Annotated in this window: 20 protein-coding genes; 14 read left to right on the top strand and 6 right to left on the bottom strand. The window is 42.2% G+C overall.

Features of this window, described 5'->3' with window-relative positions:
- Positions 1 to 23 precede the first annotated feature (23 nt).
- Positions 24 to 482, bottom strand: a complete 459-nt coding sequence (locus ACLNCV_RS00770; RefSeq protein ID WP_238095549.1) for a DUF3021 domain-containing protein — start codon at positions 480 to 482, stop codon at positions 24 to 26.
- On the bottom strand, positions 479 to 919 hold the full coding sequence (locus ACLNCV_RS00765) for a LytTR family DNA-binding domain-containing protein (RefSeq protein ID WP_424844774.1): 441 nt from the start codon (positions 917 to 919) through the stop codon (positions 479 to 481). Before ACLNCV_RS00765 ends, ACLNCV_RS00770 begins: the two co-directional genes overlap by 4 nt.
- 206 nt (positions 920 to 1,125) lie before the next feature.
- On the opposite strand from ACLNCV_RS00765, the gene mutL reads away from it, so the two are divergent.
- Genes mutL through ACLNCV_RS00750 form a run of 3 tightly spaced genes read left to right on the top strand, consistent with a single transcriptional unit; the run spans position 1,126 to position 4,257 of the window.
- A complete protein-coding gene (gene mutL / locus ACLNCV_RS00760) occupies positions 1,126 to 3,075 on the top strand; it encodes a DNA mismatch repair endonuclease MutL (RefSeq protein WP_424844773.1) in 1,950 nt (649 codons plus the stop codon).
- Positions 3,076 to 3,090: 15 nt separating this feature from the next.
- Positions 3,091 to 3,684, top strand: a complete 594-nt coding sequence (gene ruvA, locus ACLNCV_RS00755; protein ID WP_000273423.1) for a Holliday junction branch migration protein RuvA — start codon at positions 3,091 to 3,093, stop codon at positions 3,682 to 3,684.
- 9 nt (positions 3,685 to 3,693) lie between these two features.
- Positions 3,694 to 4,257 carry a DNA-3-methyladenine glycosylase I gene (locus tag ACLNCV_RS00750; RefSeq protein ID WP_261125817.1) on the top strand — a complete coding sequence of 188 codons (564 nt, stop codon included), beginning with the start codon at positions 3,694 to 3,696 and terminating at the stop codon, positions 4,255 to 4,257.
- A gap of 84 nt (positions 4,258 to 4,341) precedes the next feature.
- On the opposite strand, the gene ACLNCV_RS00745 is transcribed toward ACLNCV_RS00750, so the two are convergent.
- The 4 genes from ACLNCV_RS00745 to ACLNCV_RS00730 all read right to left on the bottom strand — a co-directional run bounded on the left by ACLNCV_RS00745 (position 4,342) and on the right by ACLNCV_RS00730 (position 7,520).
- The gene (locus ACLNCV_RS00745; protein WP_000166114.1) at positions 4,342 to 4,605 is read right to left on the bottom strand and encodes a SemiSWEET family transporter; all 264 of its coding nucleotides are present in this window, start codon (positions 4,603 to 4,605) and stop codon (positions 4,342 to 4,344) included.
- 105 nt (positions 4,606 to 4,710) lie between these two features.
- Positions 4,711 to 5,745: an LD-carboxypeptidase gene (locus ACLNCV_RS00740; protein ID WP_261125815.1), complete on the bottom strand. Its 1,035-nt coding sequence runs from the start codon at positions 5,743 to 5,745 to the stop codon at positions 4,711 to 4,713.
- A 141-nt stretch (positions 5,746 to 5,886) separates the two neighbouring features.
- Entirely contained in the window at positions 5,887 to 6,564 is a 678-nt protein-coding gene (locus tag ACLNCV_RS00735) for a DUF1129 domain-containing protein (RefSeq protein ID WP_261125813.1), read from the bottom strand.
- Between the two features lie 11 nt (positions 6,565 to 6,575).
- Positions 6,576 to 7,520 (bottom strand): magnesium transporter CorA family protein, encoded by a 945-nt coding sequence (locus ACLNCV_RS00730; RefSeq protein WP_000815623.1) that lies wholly within the window; start codon positions 7,518 to 7,520, stop codon positions 6,576 to 6,578.
- Positions 7,521 to 7,651: 131 nt separating this feature from the next.
- On the opposite strand from ACLNCV_RS00730, the gene uvrA reads away from it, so the two are divergent.
- From uvrA to ACLNCV_RS00675, 11 genes are all read left to right on the top strand, one after another.
- Positions 7,652 to 10,483, top strand: coding sequence for an excinuclease ABC subunit UvrA (gene uvrA, locus ACLNCV_RS00725; protein WP_261125812.1), 2,832 nt, complete (start codon positions 7,652 to 7,654; stop codon positions 10,481 to 10,483).
- Complete coding sequence (locus ACLNCV_RS00720) at positions 10,476 to 11,537, top strand: M24 family metallopeptidase (RefSeq protein ID WP_049515513.1); 1,062 nt, start codon at positions 10,476 to 10,478, stop codon at positions 11,535 to 11,537. The genes uvrA and ACLNCV_RS00720 overlap by 8 nt, the downstream gene beginning before the upstream one ends.
- Positions 11,538 to 11,668: 131 nt before the next feature.
- Entirely contained in the window at positions 11,669 to 12,067 is a 399-nt protein-coding gene (gene spx / locus ACLNCV_RS00715; protein ID WP_000591165.1) for a transcriptional regulator Spx, read from the top strand.
- 60 nt (positions 12,068 to 12,127) lie between these two features.
- On the top strand, positions 12,128 to 12,697 hold the full coding sequence (locus ACLNCV_RS00710; protein ID WP_000725153.1) for an SP0191 family lipoprotein: 570 nt from the start codon (positions 12,128 to 12,130) through the stop codon (positions 12,695 to 12,697).
- 86 nt (positions 12,698 to 12,783) lie between these two features.
- On the top strand, positions 12,784 to 13,050 hold the full coding sequence (locus tag ACLNCV_RS00705; protein ID WP_000507059.1) for an IreB family regulatory phosphoprotein: 267 nt from the start codon (positions 12,784 to 12,786) through the stop codon (positions 13,048 to 13,050).
- 3 nt (positions 13,051 to 13,053) lie between these two features.
- A complete protein-coding gene (gene ruvX / locus ACLNCV_RS00700; protein ID WP_004239076.1) occupies positions 13,054 to 13,473 on the top strand; it encodes a Holliday junction resolvase RuvX in 420 nt (139 codons plus the stop codon).
- A gap of 15 nt (positions 13,474 to 13,488) precedes the next feature.
- The gene (locus ACLNCV_RS00695; protein WP_000017620.1) at positions 13,489 to 13,794 is read left to right on the top strand and encodes a DUF1292 domain-containing protein; all 306 of its coding nucleotides are present in this window, start codon (positions 13,489 to 13,491) and stop codon (positions 13,792 to 13,794) included.
- 305 nt (positions 13,795 to 14,099) lie between these two features.
- On the top strand, positions 14,100 to 15,350 hold the full coding sequence (locus ACLNCV_RS00690) for a folylpolyglutamate synthase/dihydrofolate synthase family protein (protein ID WP_261057056.1): 1,251 nt from the start codon (positions 14,100 to 14,102) through the stop codon (positions 15,348 to 15,350).
- An 86-nt stretch (positions 15,351 to 15,436) separates the two neighbouring features.
- Positions 15,437 to 15,901: an SP_0198 family lipoprotein gene (locus tag ACLNCV_RS00685; protein WP_049502624.1), complete on the top strand. Its 465-nt coding sequence runs from the start codon at positions 15,437 to 15,439 to the stop codon at positions 15,899 to 15,901.
- Between the two features lie 256 nt (positions 15,902 to 16,157).
- Positions 16,158 to 17,690: a cardiolipin synthase gene (gene cls, locus ACLNCV_RS00680; RefSeq protein WP_084862765.1), complete on the top strand. Its 1,533-nt coding sequence runs from the start codon at positions 16,158 to 16,160 to the stop codon at positions 17,688 to 17,690.
- 254 nt (positions 17,691 to 17,944) lie between these two features.
- The gene (locus tag ACLNCV_RS00675) at positions 17,945 to 19,498 is read left to right on the top strand and encodes a damage-inducible protein CinA (protein WP_237447104.1); all 1,554 of its coding nucleotides are present in this window, start codon (positions 17,945 to 17,947) and stop codon (positions 19,496 to 19,498) included.
- Positions 19,499 to 19,523 lie beyond the last annotated feature (25 nt).

Below are 19,523 nucleotides of genomic sequence, written 5' to 3'. Positions count from 1 at the left end.
TCCAAGTGGTTTTATCAGCACTCTTACTTTTTATGCTTCAAGAGTTGATTGATATGGTCTACTTTTTTTGATGCTCTTTTATAGGAAATAGTCCAAATGATGAGGTAGACAATCGCAAACTCGATAATGAGTTGGAGGTAGAAAATCCAGTGGAAGGGGAACCAACCTGCTAGGGTTGCTAATGGGATAAATCCTACTAGCATAAGGAAGAAATGAGTCAGAGTTGCACGGAGCAAGCTCCAGTCACGGCTGAATAATCGCTTGCCAAAGTTGAAGAGAATACCGATGGCTGCCCAGATCAGTGTGCAGTAGAGCAAGACCAGGGCACCGTGAATCTGATGTTGGGTCATCACTTGGCCGATGAGAGACTCGGGACTCAGTGGAGCGTAGGTATTTGGTGCATAAATGAGTGAAAAGATGATAGAGAGGATGAGGCCGATGAGGACACCAGTAGCTGCGTCGTGGAAGATTTGTTTTTTCATAGTTCTAATTTCTCCTTGATGGTTTTTAGGTAACGGCGTGAAGAGTAGGTGAAGCTTTCGTTTTTCAAGAAAATTTCTACTAGGCCGTTGGGCGTGAGCTTGAGATGAGAGATGGAGTTGATATTGATGATTTCTGATTGGGAAATTTGGATAAAATTGCTTGGCAAGAGTTCAAGAACTTGATAGAGTCGCAAATCAATGTTGTAGGTCTGACTCGCAGTTTCTGCTAGAACCTTCCGATTCTCGATATAGAAGCGTTGTATCTTACCAATCTTAACGAGATAGACCTGATTATTAATTTTCCCTTTGATTTTTTCTATTCGATCCAGATTTTCTGCGAACTCGATGACTTTCTGGACTTTATCTGTCGGCTGAGGTGCTTGGACAATCAGTTTTTCCTCCTTGTAAGTTTCACTAATCTGTAGTTCTACTTTCATAAATTTCTCTCCTTGTTTTTCATACAAAATTGTGATCACTTCTTGTACACCTTTATTAAACACTATTTTATGCCCCCTGGCAAGGGACTTTGTTTATGTGGAGGGATTTGGCTCCTATGTGGTGCTTGCTTTTCTGTCCTTTCTGAAATATGGTATAATAGCACTAATCAATTTCTAGGAAAATAGATACGGAAAGGGGCTGAAAGATGTCTCATATTATTGAATTGCCAGAGGTGTTGGCAAACCAGATTGCAGCTGGAGAGGTTATCGAGCGTCCAGCTAGCGTTGTTAAGGAGCTGGTAGAAAACGCCATTGATGCGGGCTCTAGTCAGGTTATCATTGAGATTGAGGAAGCTGGTCTCAAGAAGATTCAAATCACAGATAATGGTCATGGAATTGCCCACGATGAGGTGGAATTGGCCCTGCGTCGTCATGCGACCAGTAAGATAAAAAATCAAGCAGACCTCTTTCGAATTCGGACGCTTGGTTTTCGTGGTGAAGCCCTTCCTTCTATCGCGTCTGTCAGTGTACTGACTCTGTTGACGGCGGTGGATGGTGCAAGTCATGGAACCAAGCTCGTCGCGCGTGGGGGAGAAGTTGAAGAAGTCATCCCAGCGACTAGTCCTGTGGGGACCAAGGTTTGTGTGGAGGACCTATTTTTCAATACGCCTGCCCGCCTCAAATATATGAAGAGTCAGCAAGCGGAGCTGTCTCATATCATTGATATTGTCAACCGTCTGGGCTTGGCCCATCCTGAGATTTCTTTTAGTTTGATTAGTGATGGTAAGGAAATGACGCGAACAGCGGGAACAGGTCAATTGCGCCAAGCTATCGCAGGGATTTACGGTTTGGCGAGTGCCAAGAAGATGATTGAAATTGAGAATTCTGACCTAGATTTCGAAATTTCAGGTTTTGTGTCCTTGCCTGAGTTAACTCGGGCCAATCGCAACTATATCAGCCTTTTCATCAATGGTCGTTATATCAAGAATTTCCTACTCAATCGTGCTATTTTAGATGGTTACGGAAGTAAGCTCATGGTGGGGCGCTTTCCGTTGGCTGTCATTCATATCCATATCGACCCTTATCTAGCGGATGTCAATGTGCACCCAACCAAGCAAGAAGTGCGGATTTCCAAGGAAAAGGAACTGATGACTCTGGTTTCAGAAGCTATTGCAAACAGTCTCAAGGAGCAAACTTTGATACCTGATGCCTTGGAAAATCTTGCCAAATCGACTGTGCGCAATCGTCAAAAGGTGGAGCAGACCATTCTCCCACTCAAAGAAAATACGCTCTACTATGAGAAAACTGAGCCGACAAGACCTAGTCAAGTTGAGGTGGCTGATTATCAGGTAGAATTGACTGATGAAGGACAGGATTTGACCCTGTTTGTCAAGGAAACCTTGGACCAATTGACCAAGCCAGCTAAACTGCATTTTGCAGAGAGAAAGCCTGCTAACTACGACCAGCTAGATCACCCAGAGCTAGATTTAACTAGTCTGGATAAGGCTTATGACAAGCTGGAGCGAGAAGAATCATCCAGCTTCCCAGAGTTGGAATTTTTCGGGCAAATGCACGGGACTTATCTCTTTGCCCAAGGGCGAGATGGGCTCTATATCATAGACCAGCACGCGGCTCAGGAACGGGTCAAGTACGAGGAATACCGTGAAAGTATTGGCAATGTTGACCAGAGCCAGCAGCAACTCCTAGTGCCCTATATCTTTGAATTTCCAGCGGATGATGCTCTTCGTCTCAAGGAAAGAATGACACATTTGGAGGAAGTGGGCGTCTTTCTAGCAGAGTACGGAGAAAATCAATTTATCCTGCGTGAACATCCTATTTGGATGGCAGAGGAGGAAATCGAGTCAGGCATCTATGAGATGTGCGACATGCTCCTTTTGACCAAGGAAGTTTCTATCAAGAAATATCGAGCAGAGTTGGCTATTATGATGTCCTGCAAGCGGTCTATCAAGGCCAACCATCGTATTGACGACCATTCGGCTAGACAGCTCCTCTATCAGCTCTCTCAATGTGACAATCCCTATAACTGTCCCCACGGACGCCCTGTTTTGGTGCATTTTACCAAGTCGGATATGGAAAAGATGTTCCGACGTATTCAGGAAAATCACACCAGTCTCCGTGAGTTGGGGAAATATTAAACTAAAAGGAAAACTATGTACGAATATTTAAAAGGAATCATTACCAAAATCACTGCTAAATACATTGTTCTTGAAGTCAATGGTATCGGTTATATTTTGCATGTGGCCAATCCTTATGCCTATTCAGGACAGGTCAATCAAGAAGCTCAAATTTATGTGCACCAGGTCGTGCGTGAGGATGCCCATCTACTTTATGGATTTCGCTCAGAAGATGAGAAAAAGCTCTTTCTCAGTCTGATTTCGGTTTCTGGGATCGGTCCTGTATCAGCTCTTGCTATTATCGCTGCCGATGACAATGCTGGCCTGGTTCAAGCCATCGAAACCAAGAACATCACCTACTTGACCAAGTTCCCTAAAATTGGCAAGAAAACAGCCCAGCAAATGGTGCTGGACTTGGAAGGTAAGGTAGTAGTTGCAGGAGATGACCTTCCTGCTAAGGTGGCAGTGCAAGCAAGCGCTGAAAACCAAGAACTGGAAGAAGCTATGGAAGCCATGTTGGCACTGGGCTACAAGGCAACTGAGCTCAAGAAAATCAAGAAATTCTTTGAAGGAACGACAGATACAGCTGAGAACTATATCAAGTCGGCCCTTAAAATGTTGGTTAAATAGGAGCGGAGCATGACAAAACGTTGTTCGTGGGTCAAGATGACCAATCCTCTCTATATCGCCTATCATGATGAGGAGTGGGGCCAGCCCCTCCATGATGACCAAGCATTGTTTGAGTTATTGTGCATGGAAACCTATCAGGCAGGCCTGTCTTGGGAAACGGTGCTCAACAAACGACAAGCTTTCCGAGAAGCCTTTCATGGTTATCAAATTCAAGCGGTTGTAGACATGACTGATACCGAATTGGAAGACTTGCTGGAGAATCCAGCCATCATTCGAAATAGAGCCAAGATTTTTGCTACACGCGCTAACGCCCAAGCCTTTCTACGACTACAGGAAGAATATGGCTCTTTTGATGCCTATCTTTGGTCTTTTGTTGAGGGGAAAACTATCGTTAACGATGTTTCCGATTACCGCCAATCCCCAGCTAAAACCGTTTTGTCTGAGAAATTAGCCAAAGATCTCAAAAAACGAGGCTTCAAGTTCACAGGCCCAGTCGCCGTCTTGTCTTTTCTACAGGCAGCAGGCCTGGTTGATGACCACGAGAATGATTGTGAATGGAAAAGCGGGAATTAGTGAGTGTAGGTAACTAGAATATCTGAGAATATAGAAAAAAGCTGAGAAATTTATCTCAGCTTTTTATACATACTAGTATATTTGTTAGAGTGAAGTCAGAAAAGTGATTCCACCTAAAATAACACCGGCTGAATTTGGAATGATTAGTATCCAATCCTTCTTAGGTTCCTTTGTCCATCCATAAATAACCCAGATTAAGCAAGATATTGCAGCTGATAAAGGTTGAAATGGTTGAGCTTTATTTCCTTGTAAATTAGCGATAATTTGAGGTATGTAGGCAATAAATACTATAATTCCAATAAAGGCACCAATAGAACCTACGATTCGATTAATTTTTTGTTTTGTCATATACACCTCCTTTAAAAGGATATCATAGAAATTAGCGAAATGCAATAAATTCAGATATAAATTGTAACGAAAACCAATACAAAAGCACAAAAATAGAGAAACTATTTATTTTTTGTTATAGTCAAAGCGAATGACTTGCTCCTTTGCATCTACATGGGCATGGATGCCAAAGGGGACAATTGCTCTTGGAGTTGCGTGGCCAACATTTAGATTATAGATAATCGGGATATTGCTGTCAATGATATCCAATAGCGCCTCTTTATAGTCGTCATAGAAAGTTTCATCCATAGGTTTTCCGACCAGGAGTCCACTGATGACCTTGAATATACCAGTGTTCTTTAAAGTCCGCAACATCTTTTTGAAGTCTTCTGGCTCAGGCTTTTCTTCGCTTGTTTCTAGCAAGAGAATTTTTCCTTCCCAGTCTGACAAGTCAGGGAAAAGTTTGTATTGTTGGCAGAGCTCCGTGCTATCTGCGTATCGAGAGTTGTCAAAGATATCGTAGAGGGATTCGAGGCAACCACCGAGAATTTTTCCCTCGAACTGGGCATTTCCTTGCAATAATTCAAAACCGGTATTTGCATGACTGACACGAGGTGTCCCCAGAGCCTTGGGACTGAAGTCAGTCCTTTCATCATACCAAACGTCACTAGGGCGGATTTCTGAGATTCTTCCCGTCTCAATCAATTCTTTAAAGTAGTGAAGGCTATAGGCTAACATTTCTTTGTCTAATTCACAAATGTCTGCTAAGAAGGATTGACCATAAAAAGTTTTGATTCCTAGTTTATGCAACATGAGATGGTTCATGGTTGTATCCGAGAAGCCAAGAAAAATTTTTTGTTTGATAACCTTTTGTAGTTGGTCATTTTCAAAAAGATAAGGTAGCAAGCGATAGGTATCGTCTCCACCGATGGCGCATAGGATTATGTCGATGCTATCATCAGAAAAGGCATGAATCAAATCCTCTGCACGCGCTTCAGGATGGTTCTTGATAAAGTCTAATCCTTTTAGCGAATGGGGCAAAACGATAGGATTGAGTCCCAGGTCCTTGAGACGTTGGACACCCAAGTCCACTTCGTGTTTGACAAAGTCCTCTCCGATAATGCCACTAGATAAACTAACAATACCAATAGTAGAAATCATATTTTATCCTCCTAGAAATAGATTGAACCTATTTTATCACAAAAGATTAGATAGAGCTATGTGGGATGTCAGAAGAATACTTTAAAATCAAAAAAGTAAGTGAAAAAGCAACCGCATCTGCAGTTGCTTTTATGATTCTTCTTAATAGCGTGTTGGTCCTGCACTTGCGCTGCGGATGTTCAAGTGTTTCTTGAGATAGAAGCGAAGGGCTAGGAGGGCTGCTCCAATAATAGCTAGTGGCAATGGAGCAAGTACTGGGTTAAGGCTAGCTGGTAGGAAGCTTGTTGCAAAGAAGACAAGCAACCAAAGGAACATAGAAGCTAGGATAACCAGTACAGATTTCCAGAAAGGTGGACGTTGACTTCGGTCCATATCAGGTCCATAGTATTGGTAAACAAAGTAGTACATCAAGTAGAAGGCAAATCCACCAACCAGTCCAACTAATAGGAGGGTAATCAAACCGTAACCGATAGCTTGATCTGCTGAGAAGAAGGTTGTGAGGGCGCTGACGAGGGCAAAGAGGCTAGTGATGAAAAGAGCCGAGTCCATAATCATGAGTTTTGGATCATCATTTTCCTTTGGATGCTCTTTTTCATATTGTTCCTTGACAGTGAAGCTGTGCGCCCAGTGGGTCGGTGCGCCATAGAGGGAACGAGCAGTCGTACCCTTGGCTTGCTCTTCAAGGATTTGGGGAATAACTTCCTCAAAAATAGCCTTGATTTCAGCATCTGTTTTTCCATCTTTGATGAATTGTTGGGTAGCGATGTGGATAAACTCTTGGTTTTTCTTAGTTAATTTTTGTAGATCAATCTGAGACATAGGAACTCCTCTTAGAACCATTTTTTATGGATGAGATAGAGAGTGAGCGAGACACTCATAGCAAAGGCGATAAAGACGATTAACCAAAAAGCATTTGGCTCGCCGTTTAGGGGGATTTCATTATCCTTAAAGTTCATCCCGTAGGCAGAAAAGACCATGGTTGGGATAGACATGACGATGGTCACAAGGGCCAAGGTTTTCATGATGTTGTTCTGGTTGTTAGAAATGATAGAGGCAAAGGTCTCTGTCATAGAGTGTAAGACATTTCCATAGATATCTGCCATCTCGATGGCCTGTTGGGTTTCAATCAGGGTATCTTCAAGCAGGTCTTCGTCCTCAAGGTATTTCTTGATATTGCTGGTTGAGCTGGTCAATTTCTTGATCACGCGCTCATTTGTTTTGAGGGAGGCCTTGAAATAGACGATGGTTTTTTCCAATTCCATGAGCTCAATCAATTCTTCATTACGAGTTGATTGATGCAGTTGACTTTCGATTTGCTCACTCTTACGGTCGATTGAACGAAGGGCTGTTAGGTAAAGCTCTGCATTGCGATAGAGAATCTGGAAGATAAAACGTGAGCGCATGAAGGTATAGAAATTACGCAATCGACGGTTGATAAAGACATCGAGGACTGGTAATGGTTCCAAACACGTAGTGATAATGGTTTCCTCGGTGATGATAATACCAAGCGGGATGGTGACGTAGTAGGTGCGGTTATTTCTTTCTTCTGTGACCGGCACGTCAACGATAATCAGGGTATACTCGTCTTCAATGGTAATACGAGACATTTCTTCCGCATCGAGCGGTGCTCGAAGGTCGGCAATATCAATATCGAAGGCGTTAGCGATTTCGAGTGATTCATTTTGAGTCGGATTAACGAGATTGATCCAAGTACCCGGTTCAAGCGTATCGATCTCTTTAAATTCAGTTGTTGTAGAGAGAAAAACTTGTTTCATATCCCTTATCCTTTCTCATTTTTCAGATTTTTTCACACCGTACTATTATACTACAAAATCGGCCTTTTGGGTAATAGAATCTCACTTTTTTTGGTATAATGGTAAGCAATAATGGACTAGAAAGAACAAAGATGCAAGATAAAATTGTCATTCATGGGGCGCGTGCCCATAATTTAAAAAATATTGATGTGGAGATTCCGCGAGACAAGTTGGTTGTCGTGACCGGTTTGTCAGGCTCAGGAAAATCCAGTCTGGCCTTTGATACCCTCTATGCGGAGGGTCAACGTCGCTATGTGGAGAGCTTGTCAGCCTATGCTCGTCAGTTTTTGGGAAATATGGAAAAACCAGATGTAGATGCCATTGATGGTCTCAGCCCAGCTATTTCCATCGACCAGAAAACGACCAGCAAAAACCCTCGCTCGACAGTGGGAACCACGACTGAAATCAATGATTATCTGCGTCTCCTCTACGCACGTGTGGGGACGCCTTACTGTATCAACGGGCATGGAGCTATCAAGGCTTCTTCTGTGGAGCAAATTGTGGATAAGGTTTTGGAGTTACCAGAACGCCAGCGCCTGCAAATCTTAGCACCAGTCATTCGTAAGAAAAAAGGACAGCACAAGAGCGTCATTGAAAAGGTTCAGAAAGACGGCTATGTTCGTGTCCGTGTGGATGGGGAAGTCTATGATGTGACCGAAGTGCCAGACTTGTCCAAGAGCAAGCAACACAATATTGATGTTGTGGTTGACCGTATTGTCATCAAGGAGGGCATTCGTAGCCGTCTCTTTGATTCCATTGAGGCAGCCCTTCGTATTGCAGAAGGTTATGTCATTATCGATACTATGGACGACTCTGAGTTGCTCTTCTCTGAGCATTATGCCTGCCCAGTTTGTGGTTTTACTGTTCCAGAGTTAGAGCCACGTCTCTTCTCCTTCAATGCTCCTTTTGGATCATGTAGCGAGTGTGATGGTTTGGGCATCAAGCTAGAGGTGGATACTGATTTGGTGGTGCCAGATGCCAGCAAAACGCTACGCGAGGGAGCCTTGGCACCTTGGAATCCTATCTCATCCAACTACTATCCAAATATGCTGGAACAAGCCATGACAGCCTTTGGAGTGGATATGGATAAGCCTTTTGAGGACTTGTCAGAAGAAGATAAGAACTTGATTCTCTACGGCTCAGATGGCAAGGAATTCCATTTCCACTATGAGAATGAATTTGGTGGTGTGCGCGATATTGACATTCCTTTTGAGGGAGTTGTCAATAATATTAAACGTCGCTACCATGAGACCAATAGTGACTACACCCGCACCCAGATGCGTCTCTACATGAATGAGCTGACCTGCGGAACCTGTCGTGGCTATCGTCTTAATGATCAGGCCTTGTCTGTCCGTGTAGGTGGCGAGCAAGGGCCACATATCGGAGAAATTTCAGACCTGTCTATCGCAGACCACTTGGAATTGGTGAGCCAGCTGACCTTGTCTGAAAATGAAGCCATCATTGCTCGGCCTATTCTCAAGGAAATCAAGGATCGTTTGACCTTCCTTAATAACGTGGGTCTTAACTATTTGACTCTGTCTCGTTCAGCAGGAACCCTTTCAGGTGGGGAAAGTCAGCGTATTCGCTTGGCAACCCAGATTGGTTCTAACCTATCAGGTGTCCTTTATATTCTAGACGAGCCGTCAATCGGTCTTCACCAGAGGGATAATGACCGTCTGATTGCCAGTCTCAAAAAGATGCGTGATTTGGGTAATACTCTCATAGTAGTGGAACATGACGAAGATACCATGCGTGAGGCGGATTATCTGATTGACGTTGGTCCCGGTGCAGGTGTTTTTGGTGGAGAGATTGTCGCTGCAGGTACGCCCAAGCAGGTTGCTCGCAATAGCAAGTCTATCACAGGCCAGTACTTGTCAGGCAAACGTGCTATTCCAGTGCCAACAGAGCGCCGTGCCGGAAATGGTCGTTTTATCGAAGTGACAGGAGCGCGTGAGAACAACTTGCAAAATGTCACAGCTCGCTTTCCACTAGGAAAATTCATCGCGGTGACAGGGGTATCGGGTTCAGGGAAATCGACCCTAATCAATAGCATTCTCAAAAAAGCTATTGCTCAGAAGCTTAACCGCAATTCAGATAAGCCTGGTAAGTTTAAGAATATTACAGGAATTGAGCATGTAGACCGCTTGATTGATATTGACCAGAGCCCAATCGGACGAACGCCGAGGTCCAACCCAGCTACCTATACAGGAGTTTTTGACGATATACGTGACCTCTTTGCACAGACAAATGAAGCCAAGATTCGAGGCTACAAGAAGGGCCGTTTCAGTTTCAACGTCAAGGGTGGTCGCTGTGAAGCCTGCTCAGGTGACGGGATTATCAAGATTGAGATGCACTTCTTACCAGATGTTTACGTGGCTTGTGAAGTCTGCCACGGAACCCGCTACAACAGTGAAACCCTAGAAGTTCACTACAAGGAAAAGAATATCTCGCAGGTCTTGGATATGACGGTCAACGATGCGGTAGAATTTTTCCAACACATTCCGAAAATTCAACGCAAACTTCAGACTATCAAGGATGTGGGACTGGGCTATGTGACGCTAGGTCAACCAGCTACCACCCTTTCTGGGGGAGAAGCCCAGCGTATGAAGTTGGCTAGTGAACTCCACAAACGATCGACAGGAAAATCTTTCTACATTCTGGATGAGCCGACGACAGGGCTTCATACCGAGGATATTGCTCGCTTGCTCAAGGTTTTAGCTCGCTTTGTCGACGATGGCAATACAGTACTCGTTATCGAGCACAATCTAGATGTTATTAAGACGGCAGACCATATCATTGACTTGGGACCTGAGGGCGGTGTCGGTGGTGGAACCATTATCGCAACAGGAACTCCAGAAGAAGTAGCGGCCAACGAAGCCAGCTACACAGGACAGTATTTGAAAGGAAAATTACATCATGAATAAACGTGTACAAGCATTTCTAGCTAAAATGCAAGAAAAAGAACTAGATGGCATCATCATTAATAACCTTAAAAACGTCTATTATTTGACTGGTTTTTGGGGTTCAAACGGAACAGTTTTTATCAGCCGTGACCGTCAGGTCTTGGTGACAGACTCTCGCTATATCATCGCAGCCAAGCAAGAAACCAGTGGGTTTGAGATTGTGGCTGACCGTGATGAATTGGCTGTCATTGCAGGCATTGTCAAGGATATGGGCTTGTCTAGAATCGGTTTTGAGGATGAGATTTCTGTCTCTTATTATCACCGTATGCAGGCAACTTTTGAAGGAATAGACTTGCTGCCACAAACTCAGTTTGTTGAAGGCCTTCGTATGATTAAGGATGAGGCGGAGATTGCAGCTATTCGTAAGGCTTGTTCTATCTCAGACCAAGCTTTCCGCGATGCTCTTGACTTTATTAAGCCAGGAAAGACTGAAATTGAGATTGCCAACTTCCTTGACTTCCGCATGCGTGAGTTGGGAGCATCTGGCTTATCTTTTGATACGATTCTAGCTAGCGGTATCAACTCTTCCAAACCCCATGCCCATCCTATGCACAAACCAGTTGAACTAGGAGAAGCCATTACCATGGACTTCGGTTGCCTTTATGACCACTATGTCAGTGATATGACACGGACTATCTATCTGGGACATGTCAGTGATGAGCAGGCAGAGATTTACAATACGGTTCTCAAAGCCAATCAAGCCTTGATTGACCAGGCTAAGGCAGGATTAGGTTTCCGTGACTTTGATAAAATTCCTCGTGATATTATCATCGAGGCAGGCTATGGCGACTACTTTACCCACGGTATTGGACACGGTATTGGACTGGATATCCATGAGGAACCATACTTTAGCCAGACTTCTACAGAAACTATTAAAGCAGGTATGGCCTTGACAGACGAGCCAGGTATCTATATCGAAGGCAAATATGGTGTTCGTATCGAGGATGATATTCTGATTACAGAAACAGGTTGTGAATTATTGACCCTAGCTCCAAAAGAGTTGATAGTCATTTAGTTGTTTGTCAAGAAAAAAGTACGAAAATGACGAAAAAAGTCAAAAAAATTTAAAAATAGGTCGCAAGTCGGATGTTTTTTATGGTATAATAGACTAAACTGATAGTAACATGTAGCGAAAGGGGTAGGTACATGATTAAAATTTATACAGTCTCAAGTTGTACTAGCTGTAAAAAAGCAAAAACCTGGCTCAATGCCCACCAGTTAAGTTATAAAGAACAAAACCTTGGTAAAGAAGGAATTACGAGAGAAGAATTACTGGATATTCTGACAAAAACAGATAACGGAATAGCCAGCATCGTTTCGTCTAAAAATCGCTATGCCAAAGCCCTTGGAGTGGATATTGAAGATTTGAGTGTCAATGAAGTCCTCAATCTGATTATGGAAACACCGAGAATTTTAAAGAGCCCAATCCTTGTGGATGAAAAACGCCTGCAAGTTGGCTATAAGGAAGACGATATTCGTGCCTTCCTACCACGCTCTGTCCGTAATGTAGAAAATGCAGAAGCACGTTTGCGTGCAGCTCTATAAACATCAAGGCTGGGAGCAACTCCCAGTCTTATTTTAATTTCAAAAAGAAAGAAGAAAGAAATGAAAAAAATAGTTCTTGTTAGTCTAGCTTTCCTTTTTGTCCTGGTTGGTTGCGGACAGAAAAAAGAAACTGGAACAGCTACAAAAACAGAAAAGGATACGCTTCAGTCGGCATTGCCAGTTATTGAGAATGCTGAGAAGAATACAGTTGTGACCAAGACTTTGGTCTTGCCCAAGTCAGATGATGGTAGCCAGCAAACCCAAACCATTACATACAAGGACAAGACTTTTTTGAGCTTAACGATTCAACAAAAACGTCCAGTTTCTGATGAGTTGAAGACTTATATCGACCAACATGGAGTGGAAGAAACTCAAAAAGCTCTTCTCGAGGCAGAGGAGAAGGATGAGGCTATTATAGAAGCTCGTAAATTAGCAGGATTTAAGCTTGAAACCAAACTATTGAGCGCAACCGAACTTCAAACAACGACTAGTTTTGATTTTCAAGTTTTGGATGTCAAGAAGGCTTCTCAGTTAGAATATTTGAAGAACATTGGTTTAGAAAATCTCTTGAAAAATGAACCAAGCAAATATATTTCAGACAGATTGGCAAATGGTGCGACAGAACAATAGAAAATCCAAATAAATAGACTGCCTGAATTGTAGAACGTAAGGAATTATGCTATAATGGTACTATTCTAAGGAAAGAGGGTGTTAGAATGGGATTTACTGAAGAAACAGTACGTTTTAAATTGGACGATTCCAATAAAAAAGAAATTAGCGAAACTCTGACTGATGTTTATGCTTCGTTGAACGATAAGGGCTACAACCCGATTAACCAAATCGTAGGTTACGTATTGAGTGGAGACCCTGCCTACGTTCCTCGTTATAATAATGCACGAAATCAAATCCGTAAGTATGAGCGGGATGAAATCGTTGAGGAATTGGTCCGCTACTACCTTAAAGGACAAGGAGTCGATCTATAACCTATGAGAATTATGGGATTGGACGTCGGTTCAAAAACGGTAGGGGTGGCCATTAGCGATCCGCTTGGTTTTACAGCTCAAGGACTTGAAATCATCCAAATCAATGAGGAGCAAGGTCAATTTGGTTTTGACCGCGTTAAGGAGTTGGTTGATACTTACAAGGTGGAACGATTTGTAGTGGGCTTGCCTAAAAACATGAACAATACAAGCGGACCGCGCGTGGAAGCTAGTCAAGCCTACGGAGCAAAGTTAGAAGAGCTTTTTGGTTTACCAGTAGACTATCAAGATGAACGCTTGACAACAGTTGCCGCAGAGCGTATGTTGATTGAGCAAGCAGATATCAGCCGTAACAAGCGCAAGAAAGTCATTGATAAGTTAGCAGCTCAGCTGATTTTACAAAATTATTTAGATAGAAAATTTTAATACAAAGGAGAGGCTATGTCACACGATCATAACCACGACCACGAAGAACGTGAATTAATTACACTAGTAGATGAGCAAGGAAATGAAACCTTGTTTGAAATCCTTTTGACCATTGACGGAAAAGAAGAATTTGGTAAAAACTATGTTCTTCTAGTACCAGTTAACGCAGAAGAAGACGAAGACGGACAAGTTGAAATCCAAGCTTACTCATTCATCGAAAACGAAGATGGAACAGAAGGCGAATTGCAACCAATCCCAGAAGACTCAGAAGACGAATGGAACATGATTGAAGAAGTCTTCAACAGCTTTATGGAGGAGTAAAAATGTTCAGTGAACATTTTTACCCTTACGCTAAAAATAAAGACCGTAAGTAAGTCTGGGAGACTGTATCAGCCCAACTCCCAGAAATTGGGAAGAGTTGGAACGTCTAGTGGACGTTTTTAGCCCTGCGCTAGAAATTAGAAACGCAGGCACATTCAGTGGATGTTTTTACCCCACGTTAACTTCATAGTAGCTAGTTATTAGCTAACCAGGTGAGAGGTCGGGACGAAAATCCTGGTCTCGTTTTTGTTAGTTATGAGACTTTATTGAGGCAGTTGATTGAACCTGTAATTAAGGAGATGTATATGTTTGAAGTAGAAGAATGGCTCCATAGTCGAATTGGTTTGAATTTTCGATCAGGTTTGAGCCGAATGCAACAAGCGGTGGATTTGTTGGGGAATCCCGAGAAGTCTTATCCTATTATCCATGTAACCGGGACTAATGGAAAAGGATCTACCATTGCTTTCATGAGGGAGTTATTTATGGGGCATGGTAAAAAAGTTGCGACTTTTACATCCCCTCATATCGTCTCTATCAATGATCGAATCTGCATTAATGGACAACCTATAGCTGATGCAGACTTCATCCGTTTGGTTAATCAGGTCAAGGAGATGGAGAAAACGCTTCTGCAAACCCATGATCAGTTGTCTTTTTTTGAATTGCTGACCTTGATTGCTTTTCTTTATTTTAGAGAGCAAGAGGTGGATTTGGTTTTATTAGAAGTGGGAATTGGCGGCTTACTAGACACGACCAATGTGGTAACTGGAGAGATTGCTGTCATCACCTCCATCGGACTTGACCATCAGGAGACTCTGGGTGACAATATAGCAGCAATTGCAGAGCAGAAAGCTGGTATTTTTAAGGCTGGTAAAAAGGCAGTGATTGCTAAGTTGCCTTCAGAAGCTAGGCTTGTTTGTCAGAAAAAAGCAGAATCTTTAGCTGTTGACCTTTATCAGGCAGGTCAGGATTTTTCAATGCTGAATGGGGATTTTTCAAGCTCTTTGGCTAACCTTTCACAGTTGAAAATAGGCTTGGAAGGAGCTTATCAGCAGGAAAATGCGGCCTTGGCGCTACAAACGTTTCTTCTCTTTATGAGAGAAGGAAAGGAAGCTGTTGATGAACAGGTTGTAAGACAGGCTTTGGAGAAGACCCATTGGGCTGGGCGTTTGGAGCGTATTCGTCCTCAAATTTACTTGGACGGTGCTCATAACCTCCCTGCCTTGACTCGCTTGGTTGAATTTACTAAAGAAAAAGAGCAGGAAGGATATCGTCCTCAAATCCTATTTGGAGCCTTGAAAAGGAAGGATTATCAAGGGATGTTGGCTTATCTGACTGAAAAATTGCCTCAGGTGGAACTCAAGGTGACCGGCTTTGACTATCAAGGTTCTTTGGATGAAACAGATGTAACAGGTTACGATGTAATTCCTTCTTACCGAGAATTTATTAGCGATTTTGAAGCAAGAGCAGATGCCCAGGATTTGTTGTTCGTTACAGGGTCTCTCTATTTTATCTCAGAAGTACGGGGCTACTTGCTGGCCCATGAGCAGATAAATTGACCTCCTTTTTTGAACTTGTTATACTAGGAAAACTACTAGTTAGAAGGAAAAACTTCTGTAAATTGGTAGCAGAAAGGAAATTCATCATGAAATTAAAAAGATTCACACTTTCTCTTGCTTCTCTAGCAAGTCTTAGTCTCTTAGTAGCTTGTTCACAAAGAGCTCAACAAGTTCAACAACCAGTAGCTCAATCGCAAACACAACAAACTCAGCAATCACAACCTGCTGCTTCATCTTCGGCAGAAAATTCAAACCAGGCAGCGACAAGTTCTTCACAAAATACGCCTGAGGCTCAACCAACCAATATTGATGGAACTTATACTGGTCAGGACGAAGGAGACCGTATCACTTTAGTGGTAACTGGAACAACTGGTACATGGACACAGGTAGAAACTGACGGAGATCAAGAAATCAAGCAGGTTAGCTTCGATGCCGCTAATCAACGCATGATTATTGGGGATGATGTCAAGATTTATGCAATTAATGGCAATCAGATGATTATTGACGATAGGGATAGAGAAGCGTCTGATCGCATTGTTTTATCAAAATAGACTGGAAGGAGACTGGTTTTGTCAGTCTCTTTTGCTTTTACTCAGAAAAATGATTATAAATACTTGCCTTCTACCGAATACCTGCGTTATACTAGTATTAATTACCTGTTTTTAGCATTCATACTCTTCGAAAATCTCTTCAAACCACGTCAGCTTCCATCTGCAACCTCAAAACAGTGTTTTGAGCAACCTGCGACTAGCTTCCTAGTTTGCTCTTTGCTTTTCATTGAGTATCAAAATATCAAGGAGGGGATGTATGAAATATAGAAAATTTCAATTATTGATGTCCAAGTATGGCTTTAGTCTTTCGATTATGTTGCTTGAACTGTGTCTTGTTTTTGGTCTCTTTCTTTATTTAGGGCGGATGGCTCCTATTCGATGGGGGATTCTCTTAATCTTTATGAGTATGGCGACTATCGTAGCGATTGTCAATCGTTCCATGGCGCCTGAAAGCAAGGTAATGTGGTTAGTGGTGACCTTTGTTCCTGTTATTGGCCCCCTGCTCTATCTGATGTTTGGTGAAAGGCGATTGTCCAAAAAAGAAATCAAGCAGTTGGACAAACTTGGCTCCATGCATTTTCGGGAGGATAACAGTAAAGCTCTCCGCCAGAAATTGAAGGAAGATGATAAGGCGGCTTACGGAGTTATCAAATCTTTGCTAAGTATGGATAGCAATGCCGATGTCTATGATCGAACAGATTCACAATTCTTTTCTTCGGGTGAAAGCATGTGGCAACATATGTTGGAAGACCTCAAGAAAGCTGAGAAATTTATCTTTCTAGAGTACTATATTGTCGAAGAAGGTCTGATGTGGAATAGCATACTAGATATACTAGAGCAAAAGGCAGCTCAGGGTGTAGAGGTCAAGATGCTCTATGATGATATCGGTTGTATGGCGACTTTACCTGGAGACTATACTGTTCAGCTTCGTAGTCGAGGAATTGAAGCACATAAGTTTAACAAGGTGATTCCTCGTTTGACGGTGGCTTACAACAATCGGGACCATCGTAAAATCCTTGTCATAGATGGTCAGGTAGCTTATACAGGAGGGATTAACTTAGCTGATGAGTACATCAACCATGTAGAACGTTTTGGCTACTGGAAGGACAGTGGGATTCGCTTAGATGGCCCTGGTGTCAAGGCTCTCACCCGTCTCTTTTTGATGACTTGGTACATTAATCGTGGGGAAATCAGCGATTTTGACCAGTATCACTTGGAAAATCAGCCTTGTTCTGGCCAAGGGCTCTGCATTCCTTACGGTAGTGGACCCAAGCCCATCTTCCGTACTCAGGTAGGGAAAAAAGTTTATCAAAGTTTGATTAATCAGGCTACTGATTCAGTCTATATCACAACCCCCTATTTGATTATTGACTATGATTTAACTGAGAGTATTAAAAATGCAGCCATGAGAGGTGTTGATGTCCGCATCGTGACTCCTTTCATTCCGGATAAAAAATTAATCCAGCTCATAACAAGAGGAGCCTATCCGGATCTTTTGTCAGCAGGAGTCAGGATTTTTGAGTATAGTCCAGGCTTTATCCACAGTAAACAAATCCTAGTGGACAAGGACTTTGCTGCAGTTGGAACCATTAATCTAGATTATAGAAGTTTGCTTCATCACTATGAAGATGCAGTTTTGCTATATAAAACGGCATCAATCACAGAGATTCAAAAAGATTTTGAGGAGATTTTTTCAGTATCGCAAGAAATTTTCCCTCATACGATAAAAAATAGCTGGTATCAAAAATTGATTAAGGAAATTGCCCAGTTATTCGCCCCTATCTTATAAGAAATCTAGGACTTAGGACACAAACCAGTCCTATTTTTCTTGCCTTTTACGAATAAGAAGATGTAGGAGGAACGATGCTGACTCAGAAGGAATTGAACTATATCACGACGTTTGAACAGACGCATTTACACCGATTTCGGGAAATTGAAACCTTTGTGAAACTATGCAAAAAATCACTCAAACACCCATCGCAAGCTGACAATTTTAGGTCTTTTTGATATACTAAGACAGATAAATTGAATAGGAGAAACGACATGGCTGTATATGGCAGAATCGAAGAAGTATCCGAAACGATACAGAGTAATGAAATTGAAAATAGACTGGATAGGAACCTTGAATCTCATGTAGAAAAAGAAGAACAGGTAGCTTTTCCATTTTTCAGACTCATCATTGGAAGTACGATTGCAACGGTTTTTTCTGTGGTGCTACCTTTACTTTTAGATATGGTAAGTCCCTCTCAGGCGCAGGATTTGTATATAGGGTGGGCTTTACATCAGGGAGGACAGCTCTACAGTAGCTATTATGCTAGTCACGGTCTTCTTTATTACTTGCCACTTTATATTACCCAAGGAGGCATTCTTTTTGCCTTGGTAGAATGGCTAGCTCTCTTAGGAGGAGGTTACTTCCTCTTTTCTTCAACTGACTATCTGACGGGACAAAGGGAACAAGCCAAGCAACTCCTAACCATATTTTATATTTTGGTATCCGGTCTCGGTTTTGGAGGAGGCTATGCTACGATCTTAGCTCTGCCATTCCTGTTTGCAGGATTTTCGTTCATAGCAGCTTATCTATCAAATCCTAACCATGACAAGGGATTTCTACGTCTGGGGATCTTTTTGGGTCTATCATTTTTCATAGAGCCTCTTACAAGTCTTCTCTTTACTGTAGTAGTAACGATTGGTTTATTTGTCTTTAATGTTGGGCATGGTCGCTTTGCTCATGGAGTTTATCAGTTTTTTGCAGCAGCACTTGGCTTTTCTCTCATCTTTTATCCAGTAGGCTACTATGTGCTTACTTCAGGTAGTTTTGGAGGAGCTATGGGAAGTCTTTTATATCCGATTGATTCCCTTCAGGTCTTTACGAATCCTCAACTAATGGATAATGTTGTATTCTATGGTTTGTTGACCTTTGGTTTAGGAGCTCTCTTCCTTGTTTTTCTAGGATTGTTCCAATCAAAGGCATCAAGATTGTATGTTATTTCAGTGCCAGCTAGTTTTGCTTTCTTATTTGTATTAGCTTTGTTGCTTTTTTCTCAAGAATCTCTTCACGGTTCGCGTTTGATTCTAATCCTTCCATTTTTACTCCTTCTTTTGATGACCAGTATTCGTGGGAAACATTCAGCTAGGGGAGCTCGCCGTAGTAGAAGAGAAGAAGTTCCTACTTTATGGAAAAAATTCATGAAAGGGAATCTCTACTTACCGATCCTAGTGGTGGTTTATCTGATTGCAATTCCTTTTGTAGCTCGTTTTGTCTTGCATCCAGCTTCTTATAGAGAACAACATCAAGTGGTAGATAGAGTCAAACAAGAGACGAGTGATGGTGACCAAATCTATATTTGGGATTCACATGTTCAGATGTATAAAGAAAGCCAGCGTTTGTCTGGATCCATGTTCCCATCACCTCTTCTTTACACGAGTACAGAAGAGAATAAAACTAGTTTAATCAATGACTTGAAAGAAAACAAACCTAAGGTGATTGTGGTGAATGATAAGGTAGCAGTCTGGTCTGAAGTGGAAACAATTTTGAAAGAAAATTACCAACAAGTAAAGACTGATTACTCAGAGTTTAAAGTCTATAAAATTAAATAACGAAATCAATATCTTGTGTATTTTT

This window comes from Streptococcus sp. CL5.50 (assembly GCF_049738015.1).
GTDB lineage: Bacteria > Bacillota > Bacilli > Lactobacillales > Streptococcaceae > Streptococcus > Streptococcus mitis_CA.
Note: the sequence above shows the minus strand (reverse complement) of the source record. Positions and strands in the feature narration are given on the sequence as shown.